24 protein-coding genes are annotated in these 22,549 nt (G+C 71.5%); 13 read left to right on the plus strand and 11 right to left on the minus strand.

All coding sequences use genetic code 11. The features are described from left to right. Positions 1 to 150: 150 nt before the first annotated feature. Positions 151 to 741 (minus strand): TetR/AcrR family transcriptional regulator, encoded by a 591-nt coding sequence (locus ABT158_RS39500; protein ID WP_352362556.1) that lies wholly within the window; start codon positions 739 to 741, stop codon positions 151 to 153. Positions 742 to 821: 80 nt separating this feature from the next. On the opposite strand from ABT158_RS39500, the gene ABT158_RS39505 reads away from it, so the two are divergent. Continuing rightward, on the plus strand, positions 822 to 1,838 hold the full coding sequence (locus ABT158_RS39505) for a saccharopine dehydrogenase family protein (protein WP_352362558.1): 1,017 nt from the start codon (positions 822 to 824) through the stop codon (positions 1,836 to 1,838). A gap of 41 nt (positions 1,839 to 1,879) precedes the next feature. On the opposite strand, the gene sigJ is transcribed toward ABT158_RS39505, so the two are convergent. Further along, positions 1,880 to 2,812, minus strand: coding sequence for an RNA polymerase sigma factor SigJ (gene sigJ, locus ABT158_RS39510; protein ID WP_352362560.1), 933 nt, complete (start codon positions 2,810 to 2,812; stop codon positions 1,880 to 1,882). A 233-nt stretch (positions 2,813 to 3,045) separates the two neighbouring features. Here sigJ and ABT158_RS39515 point away from each other — a divergent pair, with 233 nt between their 5' ends. The 4 genes from ABT158_RS39515 to ABT158_RS39530 all read left to right on the plus strand — a co-directional run bounded on the left by ABT158_RS39515 (position 3,046) and on the right by ABT158_RS39530 (position 6,362). Beyond that, on the plus strand, positions 3,046 to 3,702 hold the full coding sequence (locus tag ABT158_RS39515; RefSeq protein WP_352362562.1) for an FMN-dependent NADH-azoreductase: 657 nt from the start codon (positions 3,046 to 3,048) through the stop codon (positions 3,700 to 3,702). A 22-nt stretch (positions 3,703 to 3,724) separates the two neighbouring features. Further along, positions 3,725 to 4,153, plus strand: a complete 429-nt coding sequence (locus ABT158_RS39520; RefSeq protein ID WP_352362564.1) for an ester cyclase — start codon at positions 3,725 to 3,727, stop codon at positions 4,151 to 4,153. A 71-nt stretch (positions 4,154 to 4,224) separates the two neighbouring features. After that, positions 4,225 to 5,751 (plus strand): MFS transporter, encoded by a 1,527-nt coding sequence (locus tag ABT158_RS39525; RefSeq protein WP_352362566.1) that lies wholly within the window; start codon positions 4,225 to 4,227, stop codon positions 5,749 to 5,751. 26 nt (positions 5,752 to 5,777) lie between these two features. Next, positions 5,778 to 6,362, plus strand: a complete 585-nt coding sequence (locus ABT158_RS39530) for a TetR/AcrR family transcriptional regulator (protein WP_352362568.1) — start codon at positions 5,778 to 5,780, stop codon at positions 6,360 to 6,362. A gap of 28 nt (positions 6,363 to 6,390) precedes the next feature. Here the strand turns inward: ABT158_RS39530 and ABT158_RS39535 are convergent, their stop codons facing one another. Continuing rightward, positions 6,391 to 7,332, minus strand: a complete 942-nt coding sequence (locus ABT158_RS39535; RefSeq protein WP_352362570.1) for a zinc-binding dehydrogenase — start codon at positions 7,330 to 7,332, stop codon at positions 6,391 to 6,393. A 164-nt stretch (positions 7,333 to 7,496) separates the two neighbouring features. Beyond that, on the minus strand, positions 7,497 to 8,066 hold the full coding sequence (locus ABT158_RS39540) for a TetR/AcrR family transcriptional regulator (RefSeq protein WP_352362572.1): 570 nt from the start codon (positions 8,064 to 8,066) through the stop codon (positions 7,497 to 7,499). 90 nt (positions 8,067 to 8,156) lie between these two features. Here ABT158_RS39540 and ABT158_RS39545 point away from each other — a divergent pair, with 90 nt between their 5' ends. Together ABT158_RS39545 and ABT158_RS39550 are read left to right on the plus strand one after the other, a co-directional pair. Then, positions 8,157 to 9,560: an MFS transporter gene (locus ABT158_RS39545; protein ID WP_352362574.1), complete on the plus strand. Its 1,404-nt coding sequence runs from the start codon at positions 8,157 to 8,159 to the stop codon at positions 9,558 to 9,560. 68 nt (positions 9,561 to 9,628) lie between these two features. Then, positions 9,629 to 10,123 (plus strand): NUDIX hydrolase, encoded by a 495-nt coding sequence (locus tag ABT158_RS39550; RefSeq protein WP_352362576.1) that lies wholly within the window; start codon positions 9,629 to 9,631, stop codon positions 10,121 to 10,123. A gap of 509 nt (positions 10,124 to 10,632) precedes the next feature. Here ABT158_RS39550 and ABT158_RS39560 read toward each other — a convergent pair. Then, positions 10,633 to 12,135, minus strand: a complete 1,503-nt coding sequence (locus ABT158_RS39560; protein ID WP_352362578.1) for an MDR family MFS transporter — start codon at positions 12,133 to 12,135, stop codon at positions 10,633 to 10,635. 6 nt (positions 12,136 to 12,141) lie between these two features. Continuing rightward, on the minus strand, positions 12,142 to 12,723 hold the full coding sequence (locus tag ABT158_RS39565; protein ID WP_352362579.1) for an NADPH-dependent FMN reductase: 582 nt from the start codon (positions 12,721 to 12,723) through the stop codon (positions 12,142 to 12,144). A 112-nt stretch (positions 12,724 to 12,835) separates the two neighbouring features. On the opposite strand from ABT158_RS39565, the gene ABT158_RS39570 reads away from it, so the two are divergent. From ABT158_RS39570 to ABT158_RS39580, 3 genes are all read left to right on the plus strand, one after another. After that, entirely contained in the window at positions 12,836 to 13,552 is a 717-nt protein-coding gene (locus ABT158_RS39570) for a TetR/AcrR family transcriptional regulator C-terminal domain-containing protein (protein WP_352362581.1), read from the plus strand. A gap of 195 nt (positions 13,553 to 13,747) precedes the next feature. After that, positions 13,748 to 14,194, plus strand: coding sequence for a hypothetical protein (locus ABT158_RS39575; protein WP_352362583.1), 447 nt, complete (start codon positions 13,748 to 13,750; stop codon positions 14,192 to 14,194). 156 nt (positions 14,195 to 14,350) lie between these two features. After that, on the plus strand, positions 14,351 to 15,247 hold the full coding sequence (locus tag ABT158_RS39580) for an aminoglycoside phosphotransferase family protein (RefSeq protein ID WP_352362585.1): 897 nt from the start codon (positions 14,351 to 14,353) through the stop codon (positions 15,245 to 15,247). Positions 15,248 to 15,475: 228 nt separating this feature from the next. Here ABT158_RS39580 and ABT158_RS39585 read toward each other — a convergent pair whose 3' ends face one another. The 4 genes from ABT158_RS39585 to ABT158_RS39600 form a co-directional block, all read right to left on the minus strand. Next, a complete protein-coding gene (locus ABT158_RS39585; RefSeq protein WP_352362587.1) occupies positions 15,476 to 15,766 on the minus strand; it encodes an SDR family oxidoreductase in 291 nt (96 codons plus the stop codon). 237 nt (positions 15,767 to 16,003) lie between these two features. Further along, positions 16,004 to 16,447 (minus strand): hypothetical protein, encoded by a 444-nt coding sequence (locus tag ABT158_RS39590; RefSeq protein ID WP_352362589.1) that lies wholly within the window; start codon positions 16,445 to 16,447, stop codon positions 16,004 to 16,006. A gap of 225 nt (positions 16,448 to 16,672) precedes the next feature. Continuing rightward, positions 16,673 to 17,581: an NmrA family NAD(P)-binding protein gene (locus ABT158_RS39595; RefSeq protein ID WP_352362591.1), complete on the minus strand. Its 909-nt coding sequence runs from the start codon at positions 17,579 to 17,581 to the stop codon at positions 16,673 to 16,675. A gap of 157 nt (positions 17,582 to 17,738) precedes the next feature. Then, positions 17,739 to 18,206: a MarR family winged helix-turn-helix transcriptional regulator gene (locus tag ABT158_RS39600; protein WP_352362593.1), complete on the minus strand. Its 468-nt coding sequence runs from the start codon at positions 18,204 to 18,206 to the stop codon at positions 17,739 to 17,741. Between the two features lie 256 nt (positions 18,207 to 18,462). Between ABT158_RS39600 and ABT158_RS39605 the strand changes: the two genes are divergently transcribed. Then, positions 18,463 to 19,344: a carbon-nitrogen hydrolase family protein gene (locus ABT158_RS39605; RefSeq protein WP_352362595.1), complete on the plus strand. Its 882-nt coding sequence runs from the start codon at positions 18,463 to 18,465 to the stop codon at positions 19,342 to 19,344. Between the two features lie 40 nt (positions 19,345 to 19,384). Here ABT158_RS39605 and ABT158_RS39610 read toward each other — a convergent pair whose 3' ends face one another. Then, entirely contained in the window at positions 19,385 to 20,353 is a 969-nt protein-coding gene (locus tag ABT158_RS39610; RefSeq protein ID WP_352362597.1) for a helix-turn-helix transcriptional regulator, read from the minus strand. Positions 20,354 to 20,415: 62 nt separating this feature from the next. On the opposite strand from ABT158_RS39610, the gene ABT158_RS39615 reads away from it, so the two are divergent. Further along, a complete protein-coding gene (locus ABT158_RS39615; protein WP_352362599.1) occupies positions 20,416 to 21,402 on the plus strand; it encodes a zinc-binding dehydrogenase in 987 nt (328 codons plus the stop codon). Next, a complete protein-coding gene (locus ABT158_RS39620; protein ID WP_352362601.1) occupies positions 21,399 to 22,451 on the plus strand; it encodes a winged helix DNA-binding domain-containing protein in 1,053 nt (350 codons plus the stop codon). Before ABT158_RS39615 ends, ABT158_RS39620 begins: the two co-directional genes overlap by 4 nt. Positions 22,452 to 22,549 lie beyond the last annotated feature (98 nt).

The following is a 22,549-nucleotide window of genomic DNA, read 5'->3' on the forward strand; positions in this document are numbered from 1 at the left end:
TCGGCCTTTCGGCCCGCCGCATCGGCCGAACGGACGACCCTGCGCAGCGACCGGACGGGGCCTTCCACGTGCGGGCGACACGCAAAGAACGCGTGGTCACCAGCGGCGCCACCGTGCTGACGGGCCCGCGCTCACGGTCCCGTGCCGGCGTCAGTCCTGAGCTGAGGCTTCGATGCCGCCGACGATCAGGTCCGTCAGTGCCGCGACGGCCGTGGCGGCGGTGGCACGCCCCCGGTTCAGCTCCGCGGCGATCGCCTCGGCCGCGCCCAGCACACCGACGCAGCGGAGACGGAGGGCTTCCCACGTGAGCCCGGTGTACGGGCGCAGGGCGGTGACCATCAGGTCCGTGTAGCCGTCGAGCAGCTCGCGCTCGATCGCCTCCATCTCCTGGTTCCCCTTGAGCGCGGCCGAGACGGCGGTCCACTCCGGCATGTCGGTGGCGCAGGCGAAGTAGGCGGCGCTCAGGACGCGCGCGATCTCGCGGGGGACGGCCGGGGCGTCACGCAGAGCCTTCTCCGAGGCGGCCCGGTGCCGTTCGTCGAGCCGCCGGTAGAGCGCGATCAGCAGGCCGGGACGGGTGCCGAAGTGGTCGTAGACGACCGGCCTGCTGACCCCGGCGGCCTCCGCCAGGCTGAGCAGTGTGAGGCCGTCGGTGCCGTGGGCGCGCACGATCGTCATGGCGGTGTCGAGCAGCTGCTCCCGCCTGGCCGGCTTGGACAGGCGAGTCGATCCCGTGGCCATCGTCCTCCCTTGCGTCGCCTGCCATCCTAAGCTACAAAATGTAAGTTACAGAATGTAGGTTACTGAAAGAGGGCATCATCGTGGAGCACTCCGTACTGATCATGGGTGGATCCGGCCAGGCGGGCGCGGGCACCGCAGCCCTCCTGCGCCGCTGGTACCCGGAGCTGCCGCTGACGATCGCGGGCCGCGATCTCGGCCGCGCCCGGCGGGTCGCCGACGAGCTCGGCGGCGCGACGGCCGCGACCATCGACCTGCGGCGGGACGACCTGGGCCTCCGGGAGACCGGCGGCCACTCGGCGGTCGTGGCGACGGTGTGGGACAGCCACCTGAACGGACTGCGTTACGCCCAGGACCGCGGCCTGCCGTACGTCAGCATCTCCAGCGGCCTGGTCGACATCGGGCCCGAGGTCGTCGCCGCCGGCCTGCGGGCCGGCGCGGCGCCGATCCTGCTGGCCAGTCACTGGTACGCGGGGCTCGTCGTCCTCGCGGTGCTCGACCTGGCCGGGGAGTTCGACCGGCTCGACACCATCGAGGTCGGCGGCGTGCTGGACGAACAGGACAGCGGCGGCCCCGCGGCCGTCGCGGACCTGGCACGCCTGCTGGCCGCCGCCTCGGCGGGGCACGTCCGCCGCGACGGCGTCTTCGAGTGGATCAGCGGCCCCGACGCGGAGGCGGAGGTCACCGGCGTCGACGGCACCGTGCTGCCCGGCCAGATCGTCCCCATCCTCGACGTGCCGAGCCTGGCCCTCGCGACGGGCGCGCCAAACGTGCGCTTCGCGTTCGCGGTCGGCGAATCGGCGGGCAGACGGCGCGGCGGTCCGGCGTCCGCGGAGGTCAGGATCGACCTCGAAGGTGTGGACCGCGCGGGCGCGCCACTCAGGACGAGCCACTACCTCTTCCACCCCGAGGGACAGCGCCCCCTGACGGCGCTCGGCGTCGCCCTCGGCGTCGAACGACTGCTCGGCCTGCGCGGCGGCCCCGTGCCGCCCGGCCTCCACACCCCCGAGGCGTTGATCGACCCCGGCTACGCGGCCGAGCGGATGACGGAGATCGGCGCCACCATCATCGGCGCGCACGGCGACCGCCCAGTCCTGTAGACCTCGCCCTCCAGCATTCACGTCATTCCTGAAGGCACGTCTCAGCCCGTCGTCCAGTGACGGAGTTTCTCGGGGTTGCGCACGACCCAGATGCGCCTGATCCGGTCGTCCGCGACCTCGAACGCGAACACCGTCACGATGACGCCGTCCTGCTCGGCCACCACCCCGGGCCGCCCGTTGACGGTGCGTTCCAGGTACGTCATGTTGCCGGGCCGGCGGTGGGCGATCTCCATCCAGGCGTGCGCGATCCGTTCGCCGCCCTCGATGGGGTCCAGGAAGGTGACGGCGAGGCCGCCGCCGTCGCCGATCGCCACGGCGTCGGGGTCGAGCAGGCCGATCAGGGCGTTGATGTCCTTGGCCTCCCACGCCCGCTTGAAGTCCCGGACGATGCCGGCCTGCCGGGTCGCCGGGGCCGCGGCGGGCTGGGCGGCGCGGATGCGGCGGCGGGCCGAAGAGGCCAGCTGGCGGCACGCCGCGGGGGTGCGGCCGACGATCTCGGCGACTTCGGCGAAGGAGTAGCGGAAGACGTCGTGCAGGACGAACGAGACGCGCTCGGCCGGGGTCATCGATTCGAGGACGACCAGGAAGGCCAGGTTGACCGATTCGTCCAGAGTGACCCGGTCGGCCGGATCGGTGACCGTACCGCCGTCCGCGGGTTCGGGCAGCGGCTCGGGGAGCCATTCGCCCACGTAGGTCTCCCGCCGGGCCCGTGCCGAGCCGAGCAGGTTCAGGCAGATGCGGCTGGCGACCGTCGTCAGCCAGGCGCCGGGCGACTCGATGGCCTCCTGCTGCCGCCGGGACATGGCGTACCAGCGGGTGTAGGTCTCCTGCACGGCGTCCTCGGCCTCGGCCAGCGAGCCCAGCAGCCGGTAGGCGAGGTTGATCAGGTGACGTCGCTCACTGATGACCACGTCCAGGCCCGGATCGAGCCACCCTCCTGAACCAACGGCATCCGGGCTGTCCTGGCTGGTCATCGTGACGGCTCCCTCGGTCGTGTCTGCCTTCTTCTGCTCGACAAGACAGCGTGCCGGAATGTGAGGCCGGTGCCGTCACCTGACATTTCCGGGGGCTGTGTTGTCGAACGGGACGCGGACGTCCTGGCCGCCGCGGGAGGGCGCACCAAGCCCCGCCGCCGCATGCAGGTCAGCACGTCCGACCTTCGTCCGACCACGCCGCGTCGTCGCGGCCGCACCTCAGGGGAGCCACTTTGAGTCTGTTCCGGCTTGACGCCAGCATCCTTCCCGGCACTTCGGCCAGCGCCGAACTGGCCGACATCGTGGAAGCCGAATGGACCGCCGCCCACCCGGACGGGCCGGTGGTGCGCCGGCACCTGGGCACCGATCCACTGCCGGCCGACGCCTGGGCCCAGGCCCACATCGGCGCGTTGACGCCCGAGCCCGACCGCTCGCCCGCCCAGCGCGAGGCGCTGGCGTTCGCCGGCTCGCTCGTCGCGGAACTGGAGGCCGCCGAGACGGTCCTCCTCGCCGTGCCGCTGTACAACTTCGGAGTCTCCCAGCATTTCAAGGCCTGGGTCGATCTGGTCATCGCCGGGGCGCCCCTGGGCAGCCCGGTGCTCAAGGGCAAGCCGACCGTCCTGGCCACCGTGCGCGGCGGCGGCTACGCCCCCGGCACGCCGCGCGAGGGCTGGGACCACTCCACCCCCTACCTCAGGCGCGTCCTCGCCGACATGTGGCAGGCCGACCTGACCGTCGTCGAACGCGAACTCACCCTCGCCGCCACCAATCCGGGCATGGAACACCTGCGCGACCTCGCCGCCGGCCTCCACGCCCAGGCCCTGACCGCGGCCCGCGCAGCCGGCCGGGCGACCGCGGCCAGGCGCCTCCCGCGAACCGTTTCCCGCTGAACCGAACAGGAGCGACATGTCAATGGATCAGACGGCACGCAACAAGGCGGCGTTCGCCCGTCTGCACGACGCCCAGAGCAGCGGCGACGTCGAGACCTTCGGCCAGGCGGTCGACGAGGTCGTGCACCCGGACGTGCTGATCCGCACGCCGCTGCCGATCGCCGCGACAGGGGCCGAAGCCCTCAAACAGGTGGGCGCGATGCTCCTGCACGCGTTCCCCGACCTGCACATCGAGGTCGAGGACATGATCGCCGAGGGCGACAAGGTCGTCCTCCGCAACACGGTCACCGGGACGCACCGGGGCGAGTACATGGGCGTCCCGCCCACCGGCAGATTAATCACCTACAGAGAGATCATGATCGTCCGTTTCGCGGACGGCCGGATCGTCGAGACGTGGGGGATCGTCGACGTCCTGGCACAGCTGAAACAACTCGGCCTGATCCCGTCGTGACCCGGCCATCATGTTGAACGAACGTACAAGTTGTACTAGCGTTCAACATGATGGAGAGCGAGGGGGAGCTGATGACGCAGCAACAGTTCACGCGGGCGGGGGCGCGCCAGTGGGCGGGCCTGGGCCTGCTGGCCATGCCGACGGTGCTGCTGGGGCTGGACGTGACCGTCCTGTACCTGGTGGCGCCGAGCATGGCGGCCGACCTGTCACCGTCAGCCACCCAACTGCTGTGGATCATGGACGCCTACGGGTTCCTCGTCGCCGGGTTCCTCATCACCATGGGCACGCTGGGCGACCGGATCGGACGGCGCCGGTTGCTGCGGGCCGGGATGATCGCCTTCGCGGCGGTCTCGGTGCTCGCCGCGTTCGCCCCCACGGCCGAGCTACTGATCCTCGCGCGAGCCCTGCTGGGGGTGGCCGGGGCGACGCTCATGCCGTCCACGCTGTCGCTGATCTCGAACATGTTCCCCGACGCGCGTCAGCGCGCGGTCGCGATCGGGGTCTGGGCCACCATGTTCGCGCTCGGCATGGCCGCCGGGCCGATCGTCGGCGGCGCCCTGGTGGACTCCTTCTGGTGGGGAGCGCCGTTCCTGGCGGCGGTGCCCGTCGCGTTCGTCGTCCTGGCGGGGGCGCGCGCCCTGCTTCCCGAGTACGCGGCCCCGTCCGGCGGCCGGCTCGACCTGGTCAGCGTGGGACTGTCCCTGGCGGCGATCCTGCCGGTCATCTACGCCGTCAAGCACATCGCCGCCGAGGGCCCCGGCGGGCCGGCCCTCGTCTGTGCCGGAGCGGGCGTTCTGGCCGCGATCGTGTTCGTACGCCGCCAACGCCGCCTGCCCGATCCGCTGCTGGACGTGACGCTGTTCGGCAACCGGGCCTTCGCCGTGGCCCTGGGCGTGCTGCTCATCGGCCTGGCCGGGGTCGGGGGCTCGATGTACCTGGTCACGCAGTACCTCCAGCTCGTCGAAGGGCTCACGCCCTTCGAGGCGGGGCTCTGGATGGGACCGCCGGCGCTGGCCATGTTCGCCGCCGCCATCGGTGCCCCGCTGGCCGCCCGGCGCTTCCGTCCCGGCTCGGTCATGGGCGCCGCCCTCGGGGCGTCCCTCGCCGGCTACGCGCTGCTCGCCACCGCGGGGCTCGACGAGGCGGTGCTCGTGGCGGCCGGCTTCACGTTCGTCTACCTCGGGCTGGGCGCCCTCGCCGCCCTGGGCACCGACATGGTGGTGGGCGCGGTGCCGGCCGCGCGGTCCGGGTCGGCGGCGTCGATCTCCGAGACGGTCCAGGAACTCGGCATCGCCATCGGCGTCGCCCTGCTCGGCAGCCTCACCACCGCCGTCTACCGCAGCCAGGTGACGGTGCCCGGAGGTCTGACGCCGGAGAGCTCCGGTGCCCTCACCGATAGCCTGAACGCGACCGTGGCGATCACCGGCAGCCTTCCGCCCGGGACCGTCGAGGCGGCCCGGCACGCCTTCACCACCGGGCTCAACGTCGCCTCCCTGGTCGCGGGGGTCGCCATCGCCGCTGCCACGGCGCTGTGCCTCGCGATGCTGCGGCACGTGCCCGCGCTCGGGGCGGCGCAGCACCGCGACACCGACGTCTGAACGCTGGTCCGACTATCCTGGGGCCCGTGCCGAGGAGCAGCAAGGACGACACCGCCGACGACAGCGAGCACGTCGACGGACGCCGCGCGCGCGGCGAGAGACGACGCGCGGAGATCATCGAGGCCACCCTCGCCGTGGTCACCCGCGACGGCGCGGCCGGCGTCACCCATCGCACGGTCGCCAAGCAGGCCGGCACCACGACGTCCCTGAGCACCTACTACTTCGCCACCCTCGACGACCTGCTCGTCGCCGCCCTCACCTCTGTCGCCGACGCCTACACCGCCCGCATCCGCGACATCATCGACACCCCCGGCGACAAGCTCAGCGGCCTGGCCCACCTCATCGCCGAGTCCGCCGGCGCCGGACGCGAACGGGCCCTGGCCGAACGCGAGCTGGCGACCCTGGCCGCCCGCCGCCCCGCCCTGCGCCCCGTCGCGCGACGCTGGCGGCAGAACATCGCCGAACTCGCCACCACGCTGACCGACGACCCCGCGGCCATCGCCGCCCTCGTCGCGGCCTCCGACGGGCTGTGCACCGCGATCCTCCTCGACAACGTGCCCGCCGACCCCGACCACATCCAGGCCGTCCTGCAACGAGCCGTCCGCAACTGAGCGTCCAGGGAAGCCCTGGAGGGACGCTTCACGTCATGCGGAGGATGACCTTGCCGGTGGTGCGGCGGGCGATCAGGGCTGTGAGGGCGGCGGCTGCCTGGTCGAGCGGGTACTCGGCGCCCACCGTGGGGTGGACGCGTCCCGAGGCGGCCAGGGCGAGCAGGTCGTGCAGCGGCTCGGCGGCACGGCTGCCGGGGAGGCGCAGGTGCGCGCCCAGCCAGTAGCCGCCGACGCCGATGTTGCGCTCGCTCAGGATCCCGGAGTCGACGGGCGCGGCGTCGATCCCGCCGGAGGTGCCGTAGCTGATCAGGCGGCCGAAGGGGGCCAGCGCATAGGGGGCTGCCTCGAAGACCGGGCCGCCGACGGCGTCGAGGATCACGTCGGCCAGGGCGCCGTCGTTGGCTTCGCGGACGCGCTCGGCGTAGCCGTCGGCGTCGCCGGGGATGGCGGCGTCGGCGCCGAGCCGGCGGACCAGGGCGCGCTTGCCGAGGGTGGAGGCGGTGCCGATGACCCGGCCGGCGCCGAACTCCTTGGCCAGCTGGATCGCCAGGTGGCCGACGCCTCCGGCTGCGGCGTTGACGACGACGGTTTCGCCGGGGCGGACCCGCGCGGCCGTACGCAGCAGGTGCCAGGCGGTCAGGCCCTGGACCAGGAGGGCGAGCGCGGCGCCCGCGGCAAGGTCTTCGGGGATCTCGACCGGATCCCGCACCAGCGCCTTGGTGGCGAACGCGCTGCCGGCGAAGGCGAGCAGGCGGCGACCGTCCGCGGCACGGCCGACGACCTCGCCGCCCGGGATGAACGGAAGTTGCGGCGGCAGGTAGGTGCCGCGCAGGCGTTCGGCGTCGGCGAAGTTGAGACCGGCGGCCTCGACGTCAAGGAGGATCTGGCCGGGGCCCGGCGTCGGGTCGGGAAGGTCGGCGGGGGTCAGGACATCGGGTTCGCCAAGGCGTTCCGCAACCATTGCTCTCATGCCGTCAACGCTAGGAGCCGTACGGTTGCGCAGGTAGCGGGCGGGATTTGTGGATGAGGCGGTATGCATGAAGAGTCTTCATGCATTTCCGCCGCGGCGTCACTCGGTCGGCGGTCGGGGCTGTCCGGGGTTCACGCCTCGCTCCCTTCGCACGCCGGATCGGATCAGGAGAGCAACCGGTCGACCAGCCCGTCGAGGTAGTCAGGGGTGAGCGGCCCCGCGTTGAACAGGACGCGCATGTAGATCGGCGCCAGGAGATGGTCGAGCACCTCCAGTACGTCGGGCGGGTTCTCGCCGCGGGCGCGGGCGCGGTCGAGCACGGCCTGCAGCTGGCTGGTGCGGTCGGCCAGGAGTTCGTCGCGTGCCTGCAGGCCCTGCCGGCCCTCGCCGGACAGTGCGAGGGTCAGCCGCACCAGCGCCAGGCCGTCGGGGCCGGTGACCTCGCGGGCCACGTTGGCGGCGTGGGTGCGCAGGTCGCCGGCCAGGGTGCCGGTGTCGGGCATCGGCGACTGCGTGTTGAGCCGGGTCAGCAGCACATCGCTGAGCAGCGCCTGGAGGGTGCCCCACCGGCGGTAGAGGCTGGTGTCGGCCACCCCCGCGCGGGCCGCGATGTCGCCGATCGTGAAATGTCCGTAGCCGCGCTCCCTGACCAGCTCGGTAACGGCCTGATGCACCGCCGCGCGGACCCGGGCGCTGCGCCCGCCGGGCCGCTTGGCCCGCCCCTGCTCATCCATGCGTCCCACCTTAACGCAGTTGGGACTTGCGTTAGAGCCCGCGAGGGTCTACGTTAACGCAGTCACCAACTGCTTTTAGGAGAGATGTACGTGAGAGCGTTGCTCACCCTGGCCTGCGCAGGTCAGTTCATGGTGCTGCTCGACAACACGATCGTCGGCGCCGCCCTGCCCGACATGCAGCAGCGGCTGCACACCGGGCTGACCGGACTGCAGTGGATCGTCGACGCCTACGTGCTGGTGGTGGCCATGCTGCTGCTGTCGGGCGGCGTCTTCGCCGACCGGTTCGGCCGCCGGCGGGTGTTCCTGGCCGGAGTGGTGGTGTTCACGGCCGCCTCGGTGGTGTGCGCGCTCGCGCCGTCGATCGGCTGGCTGGTCGCCGGACGGGTGCTGCAGGGCGTCGGGGCCGCGGCGCTGAGCCCCGCCTCACTGGCGCTGCTCACCGCCGCGTATCCCGCCCCGAAGGAGCGCGTAAGGGCGATCGGGTTGTGGGCCGGGTTCAGCGGCCTCGGCCTGGCCGCAGGACCGCTGGCGGGCGGGATCCTGGTGGAGTCCTTCGGCTGGCCCGCCATCTTCCTGGTCAACGTGCCCATCGGCGCGGTCCTGCTGGTGGCCGGGCTGCGCGTGCTGGGGGAGTCCCGCAACCCGAGCGCGCCGCCGATCGACGTCCCCGGCACGGTCCTGTCCGCCGCGGGCGTGGGCGCCGTGACGTACGGCCTGATCGAGGGCGGTTCCCGAGGCTGGACCTCGCCGCTGATCCTGGGCAGCTTCGCCGCCGGACTGGTGCTCCTGGCCGCGTTCGTCGTGGTCGAGGGTCGGGTGCCGACGCCGATGCTGCCGCTGCGGCTGTTCCGTCAGCGGCTGTTCACGGTGTCCAACACGGCGATGGTCGTGGTCGGGTTCGCGCTGATGGGGTCGTCGTTCTTCTTCTCCCAGTTCTTCGTGTACGTCCAGAACACGTCGATCCTGGTCGCCGGCCTGCGGACCCTGCCCGCCTCGCTGGCCATGGTGATCGTCAGCCCGTACGCGGGCCGGCTGGCCGCCAGGTACGGCTTCCGCGTCGTCGCCGGCATCGGCCTGGCTCTGGCCGGGCTGGGGCTGCTGGCGCTGGGCTTCGTCCACGCCGACACCGGCTACGGGAACGTGTGGTGGCGCCTGACGGTCGTCGGCATCGGGTTCGCTCTCACCATGTCGCCGCTGACCGGGGCCGCCATCCAGGCGGTCAGCCCGCAGGAGGGCGGCCTCGCCTCGGGCGTCAGCAGCACCACCCGGCAGATCGGCGCGGTGCTCGGCGTGGCGGTGCTCGGGGCGATCGTGCACACGCGGGAGTCCGGCGGAGCTTCGTTCGAGTCCGGCCTCAACAGCGCCTTCCTCGTGGCGGGCGCCGTGACGCTGGTCTGCGCCGTCTTCACCGGCCTGTGGCTGACCTCGGCCCGGACGCCGAGCGACGTCCGGACGGACAACCAGGAGGCCAACCAGCCGGCGAGCGTGCACTGACGGCTCGTCCCGGCCGTCGACTTTCCCCCCGGTAAGGATTGTCAGTGGCGTCTGCGACCGTGGGCCGCGTGGGCGAGCTGGTCGAGCGGGTGGATGAACAGGACCGCGTGCTGGAGGTCGTGGAGCGCGCAGAGGCCGTGCGCCGGCGCTGGATGCATCGGATCGCGACGACGATCTGCCGCGATCCGATGGGGCGGATCCTCGTGCTGCGCCGGGCCGAGGAGCACGTTCGCTTTCCCGGCCACTATGACGTGATGGTCGGCGGCGCCGTGGGCGTAGGGGAGTCGTACGAGGACGCGGCGGCCCGCGAACTGGCCGAGGAACTGGGCGTCGGCGTCCCGGTCCGTTTCCTGGTCAAGTTCCTGTGCCTGGCCAGGATTGGCCCGGTCTGGTTCGGGGTGCACGAGGCACTGATCGCCGAGCCGTTGGCTCCGGATCCGTCCGAGATCGCTTGGCATGCCTGGGTCACGGAGCCCGAACTGCGGAAGGTGGTCGATCGAGGGCCCTTCGTCCCAGCCGGACGACAAGCCCTGCACCGATATCTCGGCCACCCGGCTCAGTGACGACCAGCCGCGGCGGTCAGCTCATGCTCGGACGTCGCCGGGCACTTCCAGGGCGGGGACGTGGCCGCCGCTGTCGTACTCGCTCCAGCGCGTGACGTTCGACGAGCGCACGCACGGGCTGGGCAGGGCAGCGGACCGGCAGGACTGTCACGGTAGATGCGTGCGGAGGAACCCGCGGTTGCGGTGAGCCAGTGGAAGGCGCGGGCGACGCGATGGACGTCCCAGCCTCGCTGGGCGGTGGGTCCGGACAGGCCGAAGCCGGGGATGGACGGGATGACCAGCTGGAATGCCTGCGCCGGGTCGCCGCCGTGGGCGCGCGGGTCGGTCAAGGGGCCGATCACGTCGTGGAATTCCACGAACGAGCCTAGCCGGCCGTGGGTGAGGATCAGTGGGAGCGCGTCCTGCTCGGGGGAGCGGATGTGCACGGTGAGGCCCGTCGTTGCAGGTTTCTGACAGCGCGGCTCGATGGCGCTGGAACGAGGCCAGGCGATGGTTCGGGTCTCGTTCCATCATCTCGGGGTGTGCTGCCGGACTTCAGACGAGCCTCCGTCCACTTCGTCGATCGGTGGCGTGGTGACGGCCCGGAGAGGGGTCTCGCGGACGAGCCAGGAGATGGCGAAGGTGATCACGGCGATCGCGGCGGCTCCGAACAGGATCACGTGCAGGCCGTCGATCACGGCCAGCCGGACGGCGTCGGCCGCCTGCGCGGGTAGAGCCGGCAAGAGGGCCGGGGTGAGCTCGCCGCTTCCGGTCAGCCGGTCGGCTGTGGCCCGCCCCAGGTGGGAGGCCAGTCCGGCGTGCATGCGGGCGGCGTACAGGGTGCCGAGGAGGGCGATGCCGAGCGATCCGCCGATGGTGCGCAGCAGGGTCAGCGTGCCGCTCGCGGCGCCCATGTCGCGGGGGTCGGCGCTGTTCATGGTGATCAGGGTGGTGCTCTGCATCACCAGGCCGATCCCCGCCCCGACGGGCAGGGTGAGGGCGGAGGCGAGGGCGGCGGGCGTGTCGGCGTCGAGCCGGAGCAGGGCCAGCGCGCCCGTGACCGTGAGGGCTGCGCCCAGGATGGGATAGACCCGGTAGCGGCCGTTGGCGCTGATGAGGTGGCCGGTGACCAGTTGGGTGCCGAGCATGCCGAACATCAGCGGGAGCAGCAGCATGCCGCTGGCCGCCGGGGAGGCACCTTGGGCGAACTGCAGGTACTGCGGCAGGTAGTTGGTCACGGTGAGCATCACCGCGCCGACCAGGAAGCTGAGGATCTGAGCCAGGGTGAAGTTGCGGTCCGCGAAGAGCCGGGGCGGGATGATCGGCTCGGCCGTACGGCGTTCCACGGCCACGAAGGTGGCCAGGCCGAGCAGGCCGATCGCGCCGAGAATCCATGAGCTCCCGCCCGCCAGCAGGGTCAGGGCGACGATGGCCACGGTCAGCAGGGCCGCCCCGGCGTAGTCGATGCGGGGACGGCGACGTTCGGCGGGCGGCAGGTGGATGCGGGTGACGATGAGCAGCAGGGCGAGGGCACCGATGGGCAGGTTGACGTAGAAGGTCCAGCGCCAGCTGAGGTGGTCGGTGAGCAGGCCGCCCAGCAGCGGCCCGCCGACGTAGGCGACCGGCATGATGACGCCGATCATCGACTGCAGCCGCCCGCTCTCGCGGGGCGGGACCAGCACGCCGATGATGGCCAGCGCGCCGACCATGAGCCCGCCCGCGCCGAGCCCCTGCACGGCGCGGAAGGCGATGAGCTGGGTCATGTCCTGGGCCAGGCCGCAGAGCGCGGACCCGGCCAGGAAGAACGTGATGGACGCGACGAAGGTGATCTTGCGCCCGAACAGGTCACCGAGCTTGCCCCAGAGAGGGGTGGTCGCCGCGCCGGCGAGCAGGTAGGCCGTCACCACCCAGGGCAGCAGGTCCGGGCCGCCGAGCTCACCGGCGATCGTGGGCAGTGCGGTGCCCACGATCAGGCCGTCGAGCATGGCCAGGAACATGCCGATGAGCAGTCCGAGGATGCCGAGACGGGTCATGGCGGTTCAGGCGGCGTAGGGGCGGGCGGTCCTCGCCTCGCGCAGCGAGTGCGCCCACCAGGCGAGCCGGTCCAGCATGACCTTGGCGGCGACGTCGGCGGCCGGGTCCACGGCCTTGCCGTCGCCGTCGAACTGCGCCCAAGGGTTCTGCAGGCCGACGCTGTCGCGGATGGTGACGGCGTGCAGCTCGGCCAGGACGAGCCGCAGGTGTTCGACGGCGCGCAGCCCCGCGGAGAAGGCGCCGTAGGAGACGAACGCGACGGGCTTGGCGTGCCACTCGGTGGTGTGCCAGTCAATGGCGTTCTTCAGCGCGGCCGGGAAGCTGTGGTTGTACTCAGGGGTCACGATGACGAAGGCGTCGGCCGCCGCCATCCGCGGTGAGACAGCCGCCAGCTGGTCCTTGGCCTCCTGCGTGGCGGGCGGCTGGCCGAGTACGGGGTAGACGGTGGGAAGCGGGGTCGCGACCAGGTCGATCAGGTCGGCGCTCATGTCGCCGCGCCGGTCCAGGTGGTCCATGACCCAGCCGGCCACGGCGGGGCCGAATCGGCCGTCACGGGTGCTGCCGAGAATGACCGCGATGTTCAACATGACGCTCCTTGAGTGTGTACGGCGTCCTCGCCGCGATACAACGTACACATCAGTGTGTACGCTGTCTACTTCTGATACGTTGTACACGACCGCGAGGAAGGGAACGGGTGGCATGGCGACCGACAAGAACGCATCGCTATGGGAGCGGCTGGAGCGCCCTTCGCCGGCTCCCCGTCAGACGTTGTCGCCGCAGCGCATCGCCACGACGGCCGTCGCGATCGCCGACGCCGAGGGTCTTGAGGCGATCACCATGCGCCGCCTGGCCACCGACCTGGGCGTCGCCCCCATGGCGCCCTACCGTCACGTGTCCGGCAAGGACGACCTGCTGGAGCTCATGGTCGATCACGTCTACGCCGATCTGCGGGTGCCCGACGGCCTCGGCTGGCGGCCCGGCCTGCGCGCGCTCGCCGTGCTGACGCGCGAGCTGATGCTCCGGCACCGCTGGCTGGCCCAGTTGCCCCCGCAGGCCAAGCTCTCCCTCACGCCGAACCGGATGACCGTGGCCGAGCGGGCCCTGACCGCGCTCGACGGCCTCGGCCTGGACGCCGACACGATGATGAGCGCCTTTCGCGCCGTGGACGCCTACGTGCACGGCGCCATGAGCTACGAAAGCGCCGTCAGCGCTCTGGTGAGCGAGCAGGGCCTGTCCGGCGGAGCCGAACTGCGCGACGACCTCGCCCCCGTGATGATGTGGCACATGCAGACCGGCCGTTATCCCACCTTTCAGCACTACCTGCGCACCGCCACCCGTAAAGACGACGCCTCATGGCAGTTCGACCTCGGCCTCGACTGCCTCCTCGACGGCATCGCCAGCCGCCTCGGCCTCTGAGCTGCCGCGGTTCGCGTCGCCGTTCAGCGGCAGACGCCTGGCCACGTCCAGCCGCACCTCGCCGTAAGGCTGGACGTGCTGCCAGAACAGCGGGGTCAGCCCTCGCCGGTCGGCGGATGTCCGGGGGCTTGAAAGCGCGTTGCAGGCGGTCGGCCGCTCAATGGTGCTCAAGTCCCCATACAACAGGAGGTTCCGATGAACCGCAGCCTGCGCACCCTGTTCGGCCTGACCGTCACCGCCGCGACCATCGCCCTGACCGTCCCGGCCATGAGCGGCGCCGCGAACGCGTCGCCGGCCTCGCCTTCCGACCTCAACAACACCAGCCACGCCCAGGATCTCGCACAGGCGCGTTCCTTCCTGTTCACCTACACCTTCAACAACCACCTCAAAGTGGCCGGCGGCAATTTCACCGTCGACCGCCGCGTCCTCGTGACCGTCAAGTTCAACAACGGCGTCACGAAGTTCTCCAGGTGGGTGATCGCCCGCACCCACCCCGTCACCCCCGGCGGCGCCGTCTACGTGGAGACGACCATCGCCGCCCCCTGCTCCGGCAGCAAGAACGGCTACGCGCAGGCCTACGACGAGGCCACCCGCACCTGGTCGCCGCGTCTGCCGGTGACGATCTGCCAGCGCATCGACTGACGTCCGGCCGCACAGCCATCGTCTTCGAACTGGCGGGTGCTGCCCACGCCAGGCATGCGCCGCCGCCTTGAGGCTCTTGCAGAGGCTCCAGCGCCCCTGACTCCTGAAGCGCTCGATTGACGTTCGGTGCCTGCCGCCTCGGTACTGTGGCTTCGCATGACCGAGATCGAGATCACCGCTGACCTGGTCCGTGACTTGTTGCGGGAGCAACATCCAGACCTCGCCGGGCTGGCCGTCCGGGAGGTGGCGGGTGGTTGGGGCAACCAGATGTGGCGCCTCGGGGACGAGTTGGCCGTGCGCATGCAGCGTATGGATCCCACCCCGGAGCTCCAGCTCAAGGAGCGGCGGTGGCTCCCGGTGCTGGCCCCGCGCCTGCCGTTGCCGGTGCCGACTCCTGTGCGGTTCGGCGAACCGTCCGGGCGCTTCCCCAAGCACTGGACCGTGATGACGTGGGTTCCCGGCGAGCCGCTGGACCACGGCTCGATCAGCAGGGGCGCCCACGCGGCCGACGCGCTGGCGGGCTTCCTGCGGGCGCTTCATGTGGAGGCGCCCGCCGAGGCCCCCGCCAGTACGGACCTCGGCGCTCACCCCAAGAGGTGCACGAGCGGCTTCGAACAGTTCCTGCAGGCCGTCGACCCCGACGCCGTGGGCGATGTCGGCGCCGTCCGTGACGTGTGGGCCGATGCGGTCGCCGCCCCCGAGTGGGCGGGCCCGCCGGTGTGGGTGCACGGCGACCTCCATCCCGCGAACGTCGTTGTCTCGGACGGAACGCTCTCGGGCATCGTCGACTTCGGTTCGTTGTTCGCCGGCGATCCGGCGTGGGACCTCGCCGCCGCGTGGGTGCTGCTCCCCGCGGGCACGGCCGCCCGCTTCTTCGACGCCTACGGACACGCGGACGAGGCGGCGATCCGGCGCGCCCGCGGGCTGGCCGCCATGAAGAGCCTCTTCCTGCTGCTCATGGGGCAGAACGGAGATCGGGGCCTGCCCGGCGGCAAGCCGCACTGGGGACCTGCGGGCCGGGCGGCACTCGATCGGGTGCTGAAGGGCGTGTGAGACGCACCACGGCCTGCGCCCGGGGCGGTTCCGTCACCGGAAGACGTGCACGTTTTCGCGGCCCCAGTCGTGGAGGGTCAGCGGCGGCCGGCCGGTGAGCCTTTCGACGGTGTCGAAGACCTTCCGGTCCCAGGCGGCCGATTGGCGCTTGAGCTCCAGCAGCGCCTCCAGACGACGCCCCGACCAGCCGAGGCGGTCGAACTCCGCCTGGGTCTCGGCCGGGCGTGGTCAGGACGTGCGCGGCGACGGCGGCGATGTCCCGAAGTGGATCACCGCCGAGACGGGGCCGCCTACGGTGACGTACAGGGTGTGCTCGGCGGCGATGGTGGGGGCGTAGCCGTACAGGTAGATGCCGGGGCGCACGATCGTCCACGGCAGGCCGGAGTCCATGACGACCTGTTCGCCGAGCTGATGGCCGGTGCTGATGGGGTCCGTGGCGTCGAAGGTGACGCCGCTGGTGGACAGCTGCGGGCGGCTGGAGAGCGAAGAGGGCCTCGGGTCCGGCTGCCCGCTGCGCATCGCAGGGGAGTGGGGCCTCCGGCACCCGGACCGGCCCGTGACCTGGCTGAACACCGGGAACGGTGGCGACAAGGTGATGGACCTCGAAACCCGCTGGCAGGCGGACGTGCTGGACACGAGGTCGGCCCCGCACGCGTCGGCGAGGAGGAGCGGCAGGAGTGGCGCGCCGACCTGGACCCGAAGATCCAGGCCGTGCGCCGGCTCGCGCGCCTGGTCGCGTGACCGGGCCTGTGGGCGTCAGGTGGTCGGGGTCACGGGGATGCACACGGCGTAGACCGTGTAGGTGCCCGTGGTGCTCGCCGAGTTGTTGAACGACACCGTCCAGGTGTTCTTGGCGGACGGGAAGGACTCGTACACCTGGACGGTGAGGTTGTTGCCGCCGAGGGGCGTCACCAGTCCGCCGCCCGTGATGACGGTGCCCGCCGGGCAGGTGGCGCTGCCCGTGTTGAGCCCGGACGTCAGCGTGTGCGGGGTCCGGATGATCTGGGTGGGCTCGGTCGGCCCGGGAGGTCCGGGAGGTCCGGGCGGGCCTGGACGTCCCGGCGGGCAGGCGTGCGGGCAGGGGCCCTTTCCGTCACCGTCGCCGCCGGCCGCCGCGTGGGCCGTGGACACGGCTCCCATCAGCAGCGCGGCGGCCAGCGCCGGTACGGCGGCACACCGTAGAAGTGCTGTGCGTCTCATGCGTGCTCTGTGGACTGTTCGCCTCCTGGCGCTCGATGCACGTCACGGGCCAGGAAGAAGACGTGGGCATGGCGAAATCCGCCCAGGAAGGCCGCATCGTGGATGCGCGGCGTCCAAGAGCCGTCCGGCGAGAGCGAGCCACTGGGCTGATCGGTACCTTATGGCTCATTCCGGACGCCCGTCACGCAGAGTGACGAATTGTTTACGTAACGGCGAGAGCGCGAATCAGGCCGTAGGCGCGGTCGCGCGGACGAAGTCCGTCACCGGGGTCGGTGTGATCTGCGGGTACCGGTCGTTGTCGAGGGCGTCGAACTTCGCCTTTCCCGTCACCATGCACCACTGGTACTGGAGAGCCACGTAGTCGAACGGGTTCCCGGTCCGGGCGGCCTGGCGTTCGATCTCCGCGCGCAGCTCGTCGGCGGTGCCGAGGTGCCGCAGCTCCAGAGTGCGGCCCGAGCCGCGCTGGACGGCTTCGTGGAACTGCCGCATGGACAGCACGTCACCGGCGAAACGCAGCGTGCCGGTGGCCTGCTGGTCCAGGGCGACGGCGGCGGTGTAGGCGGCGGTGTCGGACACCGAGGTCAGGTCGAGCGGCTGATCGGGGTCGCCCCAGTGCGACAAGGTGCCCCGATGCCAGTCGACCAGCCCCATGAAACCGACCATCACCTCGTAGAACGCGCCGTTGAGCACGGAGATCACCTCAAGGCCGGCGTCGGCGTACTCGGCGGCGGCACGGCGACGCCAGTCGGTCATGACGTTGTCGCCGTCGTCGAGCTTGGTCAGGTCGATGGCGAAGTCGGAGGGGATGAACCGGCGGGCACCGGCCTTCGCGGCGGCGCGCGCCAGGTTGGCCTGGCCGTCCACGATCACGTCGGGGCCGCCCTGCACGACCGAGACGACGGTGACGGCGTCGCCGACGGCCTCGGCCAGCACCTCGGCCGGGTCGGTGACGTCGCCTTCCGTCACCTCCACGCCGCGCGACCGCAGCGCCGCGAGCGCGGCCTGCTTGCTCGCGTCGGCGCCGGGCCGGACCAGGGCGCGGACGGTGGCGCCCTGGTCGAGAAGGGAGCTGACGATCTGGCGGCCGAGCAGTCCGGTGGCGCCGGCCACGAGGACCTTCGAGGAAGTGGACACGTTCACTGGCTCCTTTTCGCACAGGTGTTCCGCCCACGCCGGTAACGGCTCTTCGGGCGTCTGGACAGTCGAGAAGGGGCTCGCCGACTGGCGGCGCGGATTTCCGCAGCGCGACAGCGAGCCCGATGCTGTGTTTCGTTCTAGCGGCGACGCATGGTCATGCGCGCTTCTTGATCGCCTCGGCGAAGGCGGCGAGACCGTCGGCCAGATGCTCGATGTCGGACGGTTCCCAGCCCTCCATGAGCGCGGCGACGGCGGTCGTGCGGGCCTTCCAGAGTTCGCGGATGGCGAGCTTGCCCTCCCGCGTGACGCTCACCAGCCTCGCGCGGGCGTCGTCCGGGTCGGGCTGCCGTTCGATGAACCCGCGTGACTCCAGGCGTTTGGCGGGGGGCGAGAGCGTGGACTTGTCCACCTCCATCAGTTCGGCCAGCACCGACAGTCGCACGGGGGCGTGCAGGGAGATCTGTGCGAGCAGGGTGTAGTCGCCCAGCGACAACTCCAGCCCGGAGGCGGCCATGATCCGTCGCCGCGTCGTCGGGGCGAACATCCAGTTGCCCACGGTGGCCAGCGCCGCCGCCACCCGATCAGTGGCCTCGCGCAGCCGGACGTCGCCGTTCTCCGCCACCCCGGCCCCCTCTGAATTAGTTGGTTGGGTCAAACCAACCATAGGAGGAAGTGGCGGTTCATGCAAGTGCATTCACCGTGCCGACCGAGGCCAGAATCGTGGTGGCGGCCACCGGCGTGGCGACCGTGCACGACATGGTCAACGGCAGGAGTTTCCCGCGATGAACGACGTCAACCAGGGTCCTGCGTGTTCTCGGGATCGCCGAGACCTCTTTCGAGGCGCCCAGGTCCCGCACGTCCCCGGGGCGGCGCGGACATTGCGGCTGGCGGTCGCGCAGAGCGCGGTGCCCGAGAACCCCACCGACCCCGGTGCGCTGCGGGCGAGTGGCGCGGAGATGCGCGGCCTGATGCGGGAGGCGAGCGCGGCCGGGGCGCGGCTGGTGCAGTTCCCCGAGGGGGCGCTCACCTATCCGAGCAAGCACGTGATGTGCTCCGGGCCATCCGGGACGCTGAGCGCAGCCGACTGGAGCCGGGTCCGCTGGGACGTGCTGCACGAGGAGGCCGAGTCGATCGCCGACCTGGCAGGACGACTCGGGCTCTGGGTGGCCTTCGGCTCGATCCACCCGCTGACCCCGCCGAGCCGGCCGCACAACAGCCTGTACGTGGTCTCCGACCAAGGCCGCCTGGTCACGCGGTACGACAAGCGGTTCTTGTCGAACACCGAGGTGTCGTTCCTGTACGCGCCCGGTTCGTCTCCGGTCGTCTTCGAGATCGACGGCATCCGCTTCGGGTGCGCACTGTGCATCGAGGCCGAGTTCCCCGAGGTGTTCGCCGAGTACGAGCGCCTGGACGTGGACTGCGTGCTGCTGTCGGTGATGGTCGACGACGCGGCGCGAGCGGTCGTCGCGCAGGCGTACGGAAGGCTGTATGGCTACTGGCTCGGGTACTCCGTCCCGGCGCAGTTCAGCGCGACCGTCCCGTCGGGGATCGTCGCGCCGGGCGGTCGCCGGCTCGCGTGCTGTCCGGCAGACGGCCGCCCGGCCCTGGCCGTGGCGGATCTCGACCTGGAGGCGACGGACGCCGATATCGACGTGTCGGTCCGCCTGGCCCGGCCCTGGCGACGCCTGGCACGCGCCGGACTCTATGACGATCACCTGGTGCCGGGAGACCCCCGTAGCGAGACCCGCACGACATTCTGACCGTCGTCACGCGCCACCCGGCGACCCGAATGTGCGTCTGTCACCGCGACTCGGAGGACGATCTGTCGACGGCGTCGAGGAACCGTGTGCCCCAGTCTCTGAGGTGATCGACGAACTCGGGCGATTCGAGCACCTCGAACTCGGCGCCGATGTTGCCCAGGGCCTGCGTCGGCCAGTCCAGGCTGGTGGAGGTCATCGTGAGCCGGCATCGATCGGGGGCGACCGGTTCGATCTCGCCCCATTGGCCGGCCGTCCGGCGTACCTGTTCCGCCGGTGCGTGAACCAGCGCGACGACGGTCTTGGCGGTGGGGACCTGGGCCGCGGTGCGGACGAACGCGGCGGCGTCGCCGCCGGGCAGCGGCCGTGGCAGGAAGGAGGCGCCGGTGTTGCGTGGCTGGGCCAGCCGGTCGAGGCGGAAGCTGCGCCAGTCGTGCCTGGTCAGGTCGTAGGCCACCAGATACCAGCGGCCCCCGAGCGCGACGAGGCGATGGGGCTCTACCTCGCGTTCGGTGTGCGCGCCGGCGCGCGCGACGTAGTGGAAGCGCAGGCGTTCCTGGTCCCGGCACGACTGGGTGATCATCGTCAGCACCTCGGCCGGGACCACCGGCCCGGCCGAGGCCGCCGAGACGGTCATCGCGCGCAGCGCGTTCACCCGAGCCCGCAGGCGGGGCGGCAGAACCTGAACCACCTTGGTCAGCGCGCGCACCGCCGCCTCCTCCAGCCCCGCGATGCCGCTCTGCGCCGCGTCTCCCATGCCGACCGCCAGCGCGACCCCTTCCTCGTCGTCGAGCAGCAACGGCGGCAGCACGGCCCCGGGCGCCAGCTGGTAGCCGCCGTCGGTGCCTCGGGAGGCGTGCACGGGATAGCCCAGCTCACGCAGGCGATCGACATCGCGGCGGAGTGTGCGTTCCGACACGCCGAGCCGTTCGGCCAGATCCGCGCCCGGCCAGTGGCGGTGCGTCTGCAGCAGCGACAGCAGGGTGAGCGTGCGGGAACTGGTGTTGGCCATATCGCCATTATCCGGGTACTTCCGGTCAGAAAGTGGCCGGAAGCCTCCCTAGAGTGGTCACCATGATCACTCACGAGGTTCAGTTGACCGCCCAGATCGCCGCCGTCCCGGGCCCCGAGCACTTCACCGTCGCGCCCGCCGAGATCGAGGGGGAGGTCGTGGTCCGTACCGACTACCTGGGGCTGGCCGCCACCTATCTCGAACTCATGCGCGCCGACTGCCGCCTTCCGATCCCGGCCTGGCAGCCCGGCCGGCGGGTGGGCGTCATGGCGATCGGCACCGTACTGAGCTCGGCGAGCCCTGACCTGCGGGAGGGCGACCTGGTCCAGTCGATGAGCGGCTGGAGCACGCACTCGGCGGGACCGGCGGCCTCCTACGTCAAGCTCGACCCGGACGCCTACCCCGACCCGAGCTACCACCTGGCCCAGGGCCCGACCGCCTACCACGGCGTCGCGGACGTGGCCAAGGTCGGCGAGGGCGACGTCGTCTTCGTCTCCGGCGCGGCCGGCGGCGTCGGCTCGCTGGCCGGGCAGATCGCCCGCAACCTGGGCGCCAGGAAGGTGATCGGCAGCGCCGGCAGCCAGGCCAAGGCCGACTACCTCGTGGACGAACTCGGCTTCGACGCCGCCTTCGACTACCACCACGACCCGGTCGCCGCGCTCAAGGAACTGGCCCCGGAGGGCATCACCGTCTTCTTCGACACCGTCGGCGGCGCGTTGTACGACGCCGCGCTCGAAGTCGCCGCGCCCGGTGCCAGGTTCGCCCTGTGCGGATCGTTGTCCACCCAGCTCGGCGCCGCCGCCGACCGCTTCCCCGAGCCCGACCGCGACGCCGCCCTGGCCAGGGACGTCGAGCTGCTGCCGTTCTCCTGCCACCACACCCCCGACCAGATCGCCGCCTGGCACCGCCACTTCCGCACAGCGCTCGACCAGGGCCGGTTCGTCTACCCGCGGACCGTCGTCGAGACCGGCATCGACGGCGTGCCCGACGCGTTCCTGGCCCTGCTGCGCGGCGAGTACCGCGGCAACGTGTCGGTGCGACTGGTATGACCGTCCTGTCCCGCCGGACGCTCAACCGGGCCCTGCTCCAGCGGCAGTTCCTGCTGGAGCGGGCCGACCTGACGGCCCTGGAGGTGATCGGCCGCCTGGTCGCCATGCAGGCGCAGGAGCCGAACTGGCCCTACGTCGGCCTATGGGCCCGCATCCGCGACTTCACCCACGCCGACCTCACCGCCCTGCTCGCCCAGGGACGGGTGGTGCGGTCCGGTTTCCTGCGCAGCACGATGCACCTCGCCGCAGCCGACGACTTCCGTCGGCTGCGGCCGGTGCTGCAGCCCGTCCTGAACCGCACCGCCGACTCGGCGCACTTCCGGCGCAACAACGCCGGACTCGACCCCGAAGCGCTGGTGGCCGAGGGACGCGCCCTGCTGCGGACCGGGCCGCTGCCCAGGAGGGAGCTCGCCAGGCACCTCGCGACCCTCCACCCGGGCCGCGACAGCCGAGTCCTGGCCGGTGAGGTCGAGCTGCGCACCCCGCTCGTCCACGATCCGGCCGCCGCGTCCTGGGGCGGGTGGGGGACCCGCTCGTCGATCACCGTCAGCGCCGTCCCGGTCGAGGCCCCGCAGCCCGCCGCGCTCCGCGACCTGGTCCGCCGCTACCTGGCCGCCTTCGGGCCCGCCACCGTGGCGGACGTCCAGGCGTGGTCCGGGCTGACCCGGCTGGACCGGATCGTCTCGGACATGGGCCCGGACCTGCGCCACTACACCGGCCCCGACGGCCGGCGCCTGCTCGACCTGCCCGACGTCCCGCTCCCTGACCCCGACACCCCCGCGCCGGTGCGGCTGCTGCCCGCCTACGACAACGCCCTCCTGGGCCACGCCGACCGCAGCCGTATCATCGCCGACGCCGATCGCAAGCACGTCACCCCCGGACAGGCCAGGGTCCTGCCCACCGTGCTCGTCGACGGTTACGTCCGCGGCACCTGGTCCTTCACCGCGGGCGACGTACGACTGACACCGTTCGGCAGCTTCTCCCGGGACGAACAGCAGGCGGTGGACGACGAGATCAGCCGGCTGCTGCCGTTCCTGTCGCGCCGCTGAAGTTTCCGGGAGAAGACGGCATTCTTCATACCTTCGTTGATCTCGGGTCAATTGTCGGCGAGGGCAGGCATTCGGGCATGTCCCTCAGGGGAGAGTCG

Origin of the sequence: Nonomuraea sp. NPDC001636, assembly GCF_040298265.1 — a bacterium.
Classification (GTDB): domain Bacteria; phylum Actinomycetota; class Actinomycetes; order Streptosporangiales; family Streptosporangiaceae; genus Nonomuraea.

Bases quoted from the DNA above. Each gene is read 5' to 3' on its own strand.
- ABT158_RS39535 (WP_352362570.1), bottom strand. From the start codon at position 7,332: ATGAGAGCAATGGTTGCGGAACGCCTTGGCGAACCCGATGTCCTGACC.
- ABT158_RS39540 (WP_352362572.1), bottom strand. From the start codon at position 8,066: ATGGATGAGCAGGGGCGGGCCAAGCGGCCCGGCGGGCGCAGCGCCCGG.
- ABT158_RS39610 (WP_352362597.1), bottom strand. From the start codon at position 20,353: ATGGCCAACACCAGTTCCCGCACGCTCACCCTGCTGTCGCTGCTGCAG.
- ABT158_RS39590 (WP_352362589.1), bottom strand. From the start codon at position 16,447: ATGAGACGCACAGCACTTCTACGGTGTGCCGCCGTACCGGCGCTGGCC.
- ABT158_RS39580 (WP_352362585.1), top strand. From the start codon at position 14,351: ATGACCGAGATCGAGATCACCGCTGACCTGGTCCGTGACTTGTTGCGG.
- ABT158_RS39500 (WP_352362556.1), bottom strand. From the start codon at position 741: ATGGCCACGGGATCGACTCGCCTGTCCAAGCCGGCCAGGCGGGAGCAG.
- ABT158_RS39585 (WP_352362587.1), bottom strand. From the start codon at position 15,766: ATGCGCAGCGGGCAGCCGGACCCGAGGCCCTCTTCGCTCTCCAGCCGC.
- sigJ (WP_352362560.1), bottom strand. From the start codon at position 2,812: ATGACCAGCCAGGACAGCCCGGATGCCGTTGGTTCAGGAGGGTGGCTC.
- ABT158_RS39575 (WP_352362583.1), top strand. From the start codon at position 13,748: ATGAACCGCAGCCTGCGCACCCTGTTCGGCCTGACCGTCACCGCCGCG.
- ABT158_RS39570 (WP_352362581.1), top strand. From the start codon at position 12,836: ATGGCGACCGACAAGAACGCATCGCTATGGGAGCGGCTGGAGCGCCCT.
- ABT158_RS39560 (WP_352362578.1), bottom strand. From the start codon at position 12,135: ATGACCCGTCTCGGCATCCTCGGACTGCTCATCGGCATGTTCCTGGCC.
- ABT158_RS39615 (WP_352362599.1), top strand. From the start codon at position 20,416: ATGATCACTCACGAGGTTCAGTTGACCGCCCAGATCGCCGCCGTCCCG.
- ABT158_RS39565 (WP_352362579.1), bottom strand. From the start codon at position 12,723: ATGTTGAACATCGCGGTCATTCTCGGCAGCACCCGTGACGGCCGATTC.
- ABT158_RS39525 (WP_352362566.1), top strand. From the start codon at position 4,225: ATGACGCAGCAACAGTTCACGCGGGCGGGGGCGCGCCAGTGGGCGGGC.
- ABT158_RS39520 (WP_352362564.1), top strand. From the start codon at position 3,725: ATGGATCAGACGGCACGCAACAAGGCGGCGTTCGCCCGTCTGCACGAC.
- ABT158_RS39620 (WP_352362601.1), top strand. From the start codon at position 21,399: ATGACCGTCCTGTCCCGCCGGACGCTCAACCGGGCCCTGCTCCAGCGG.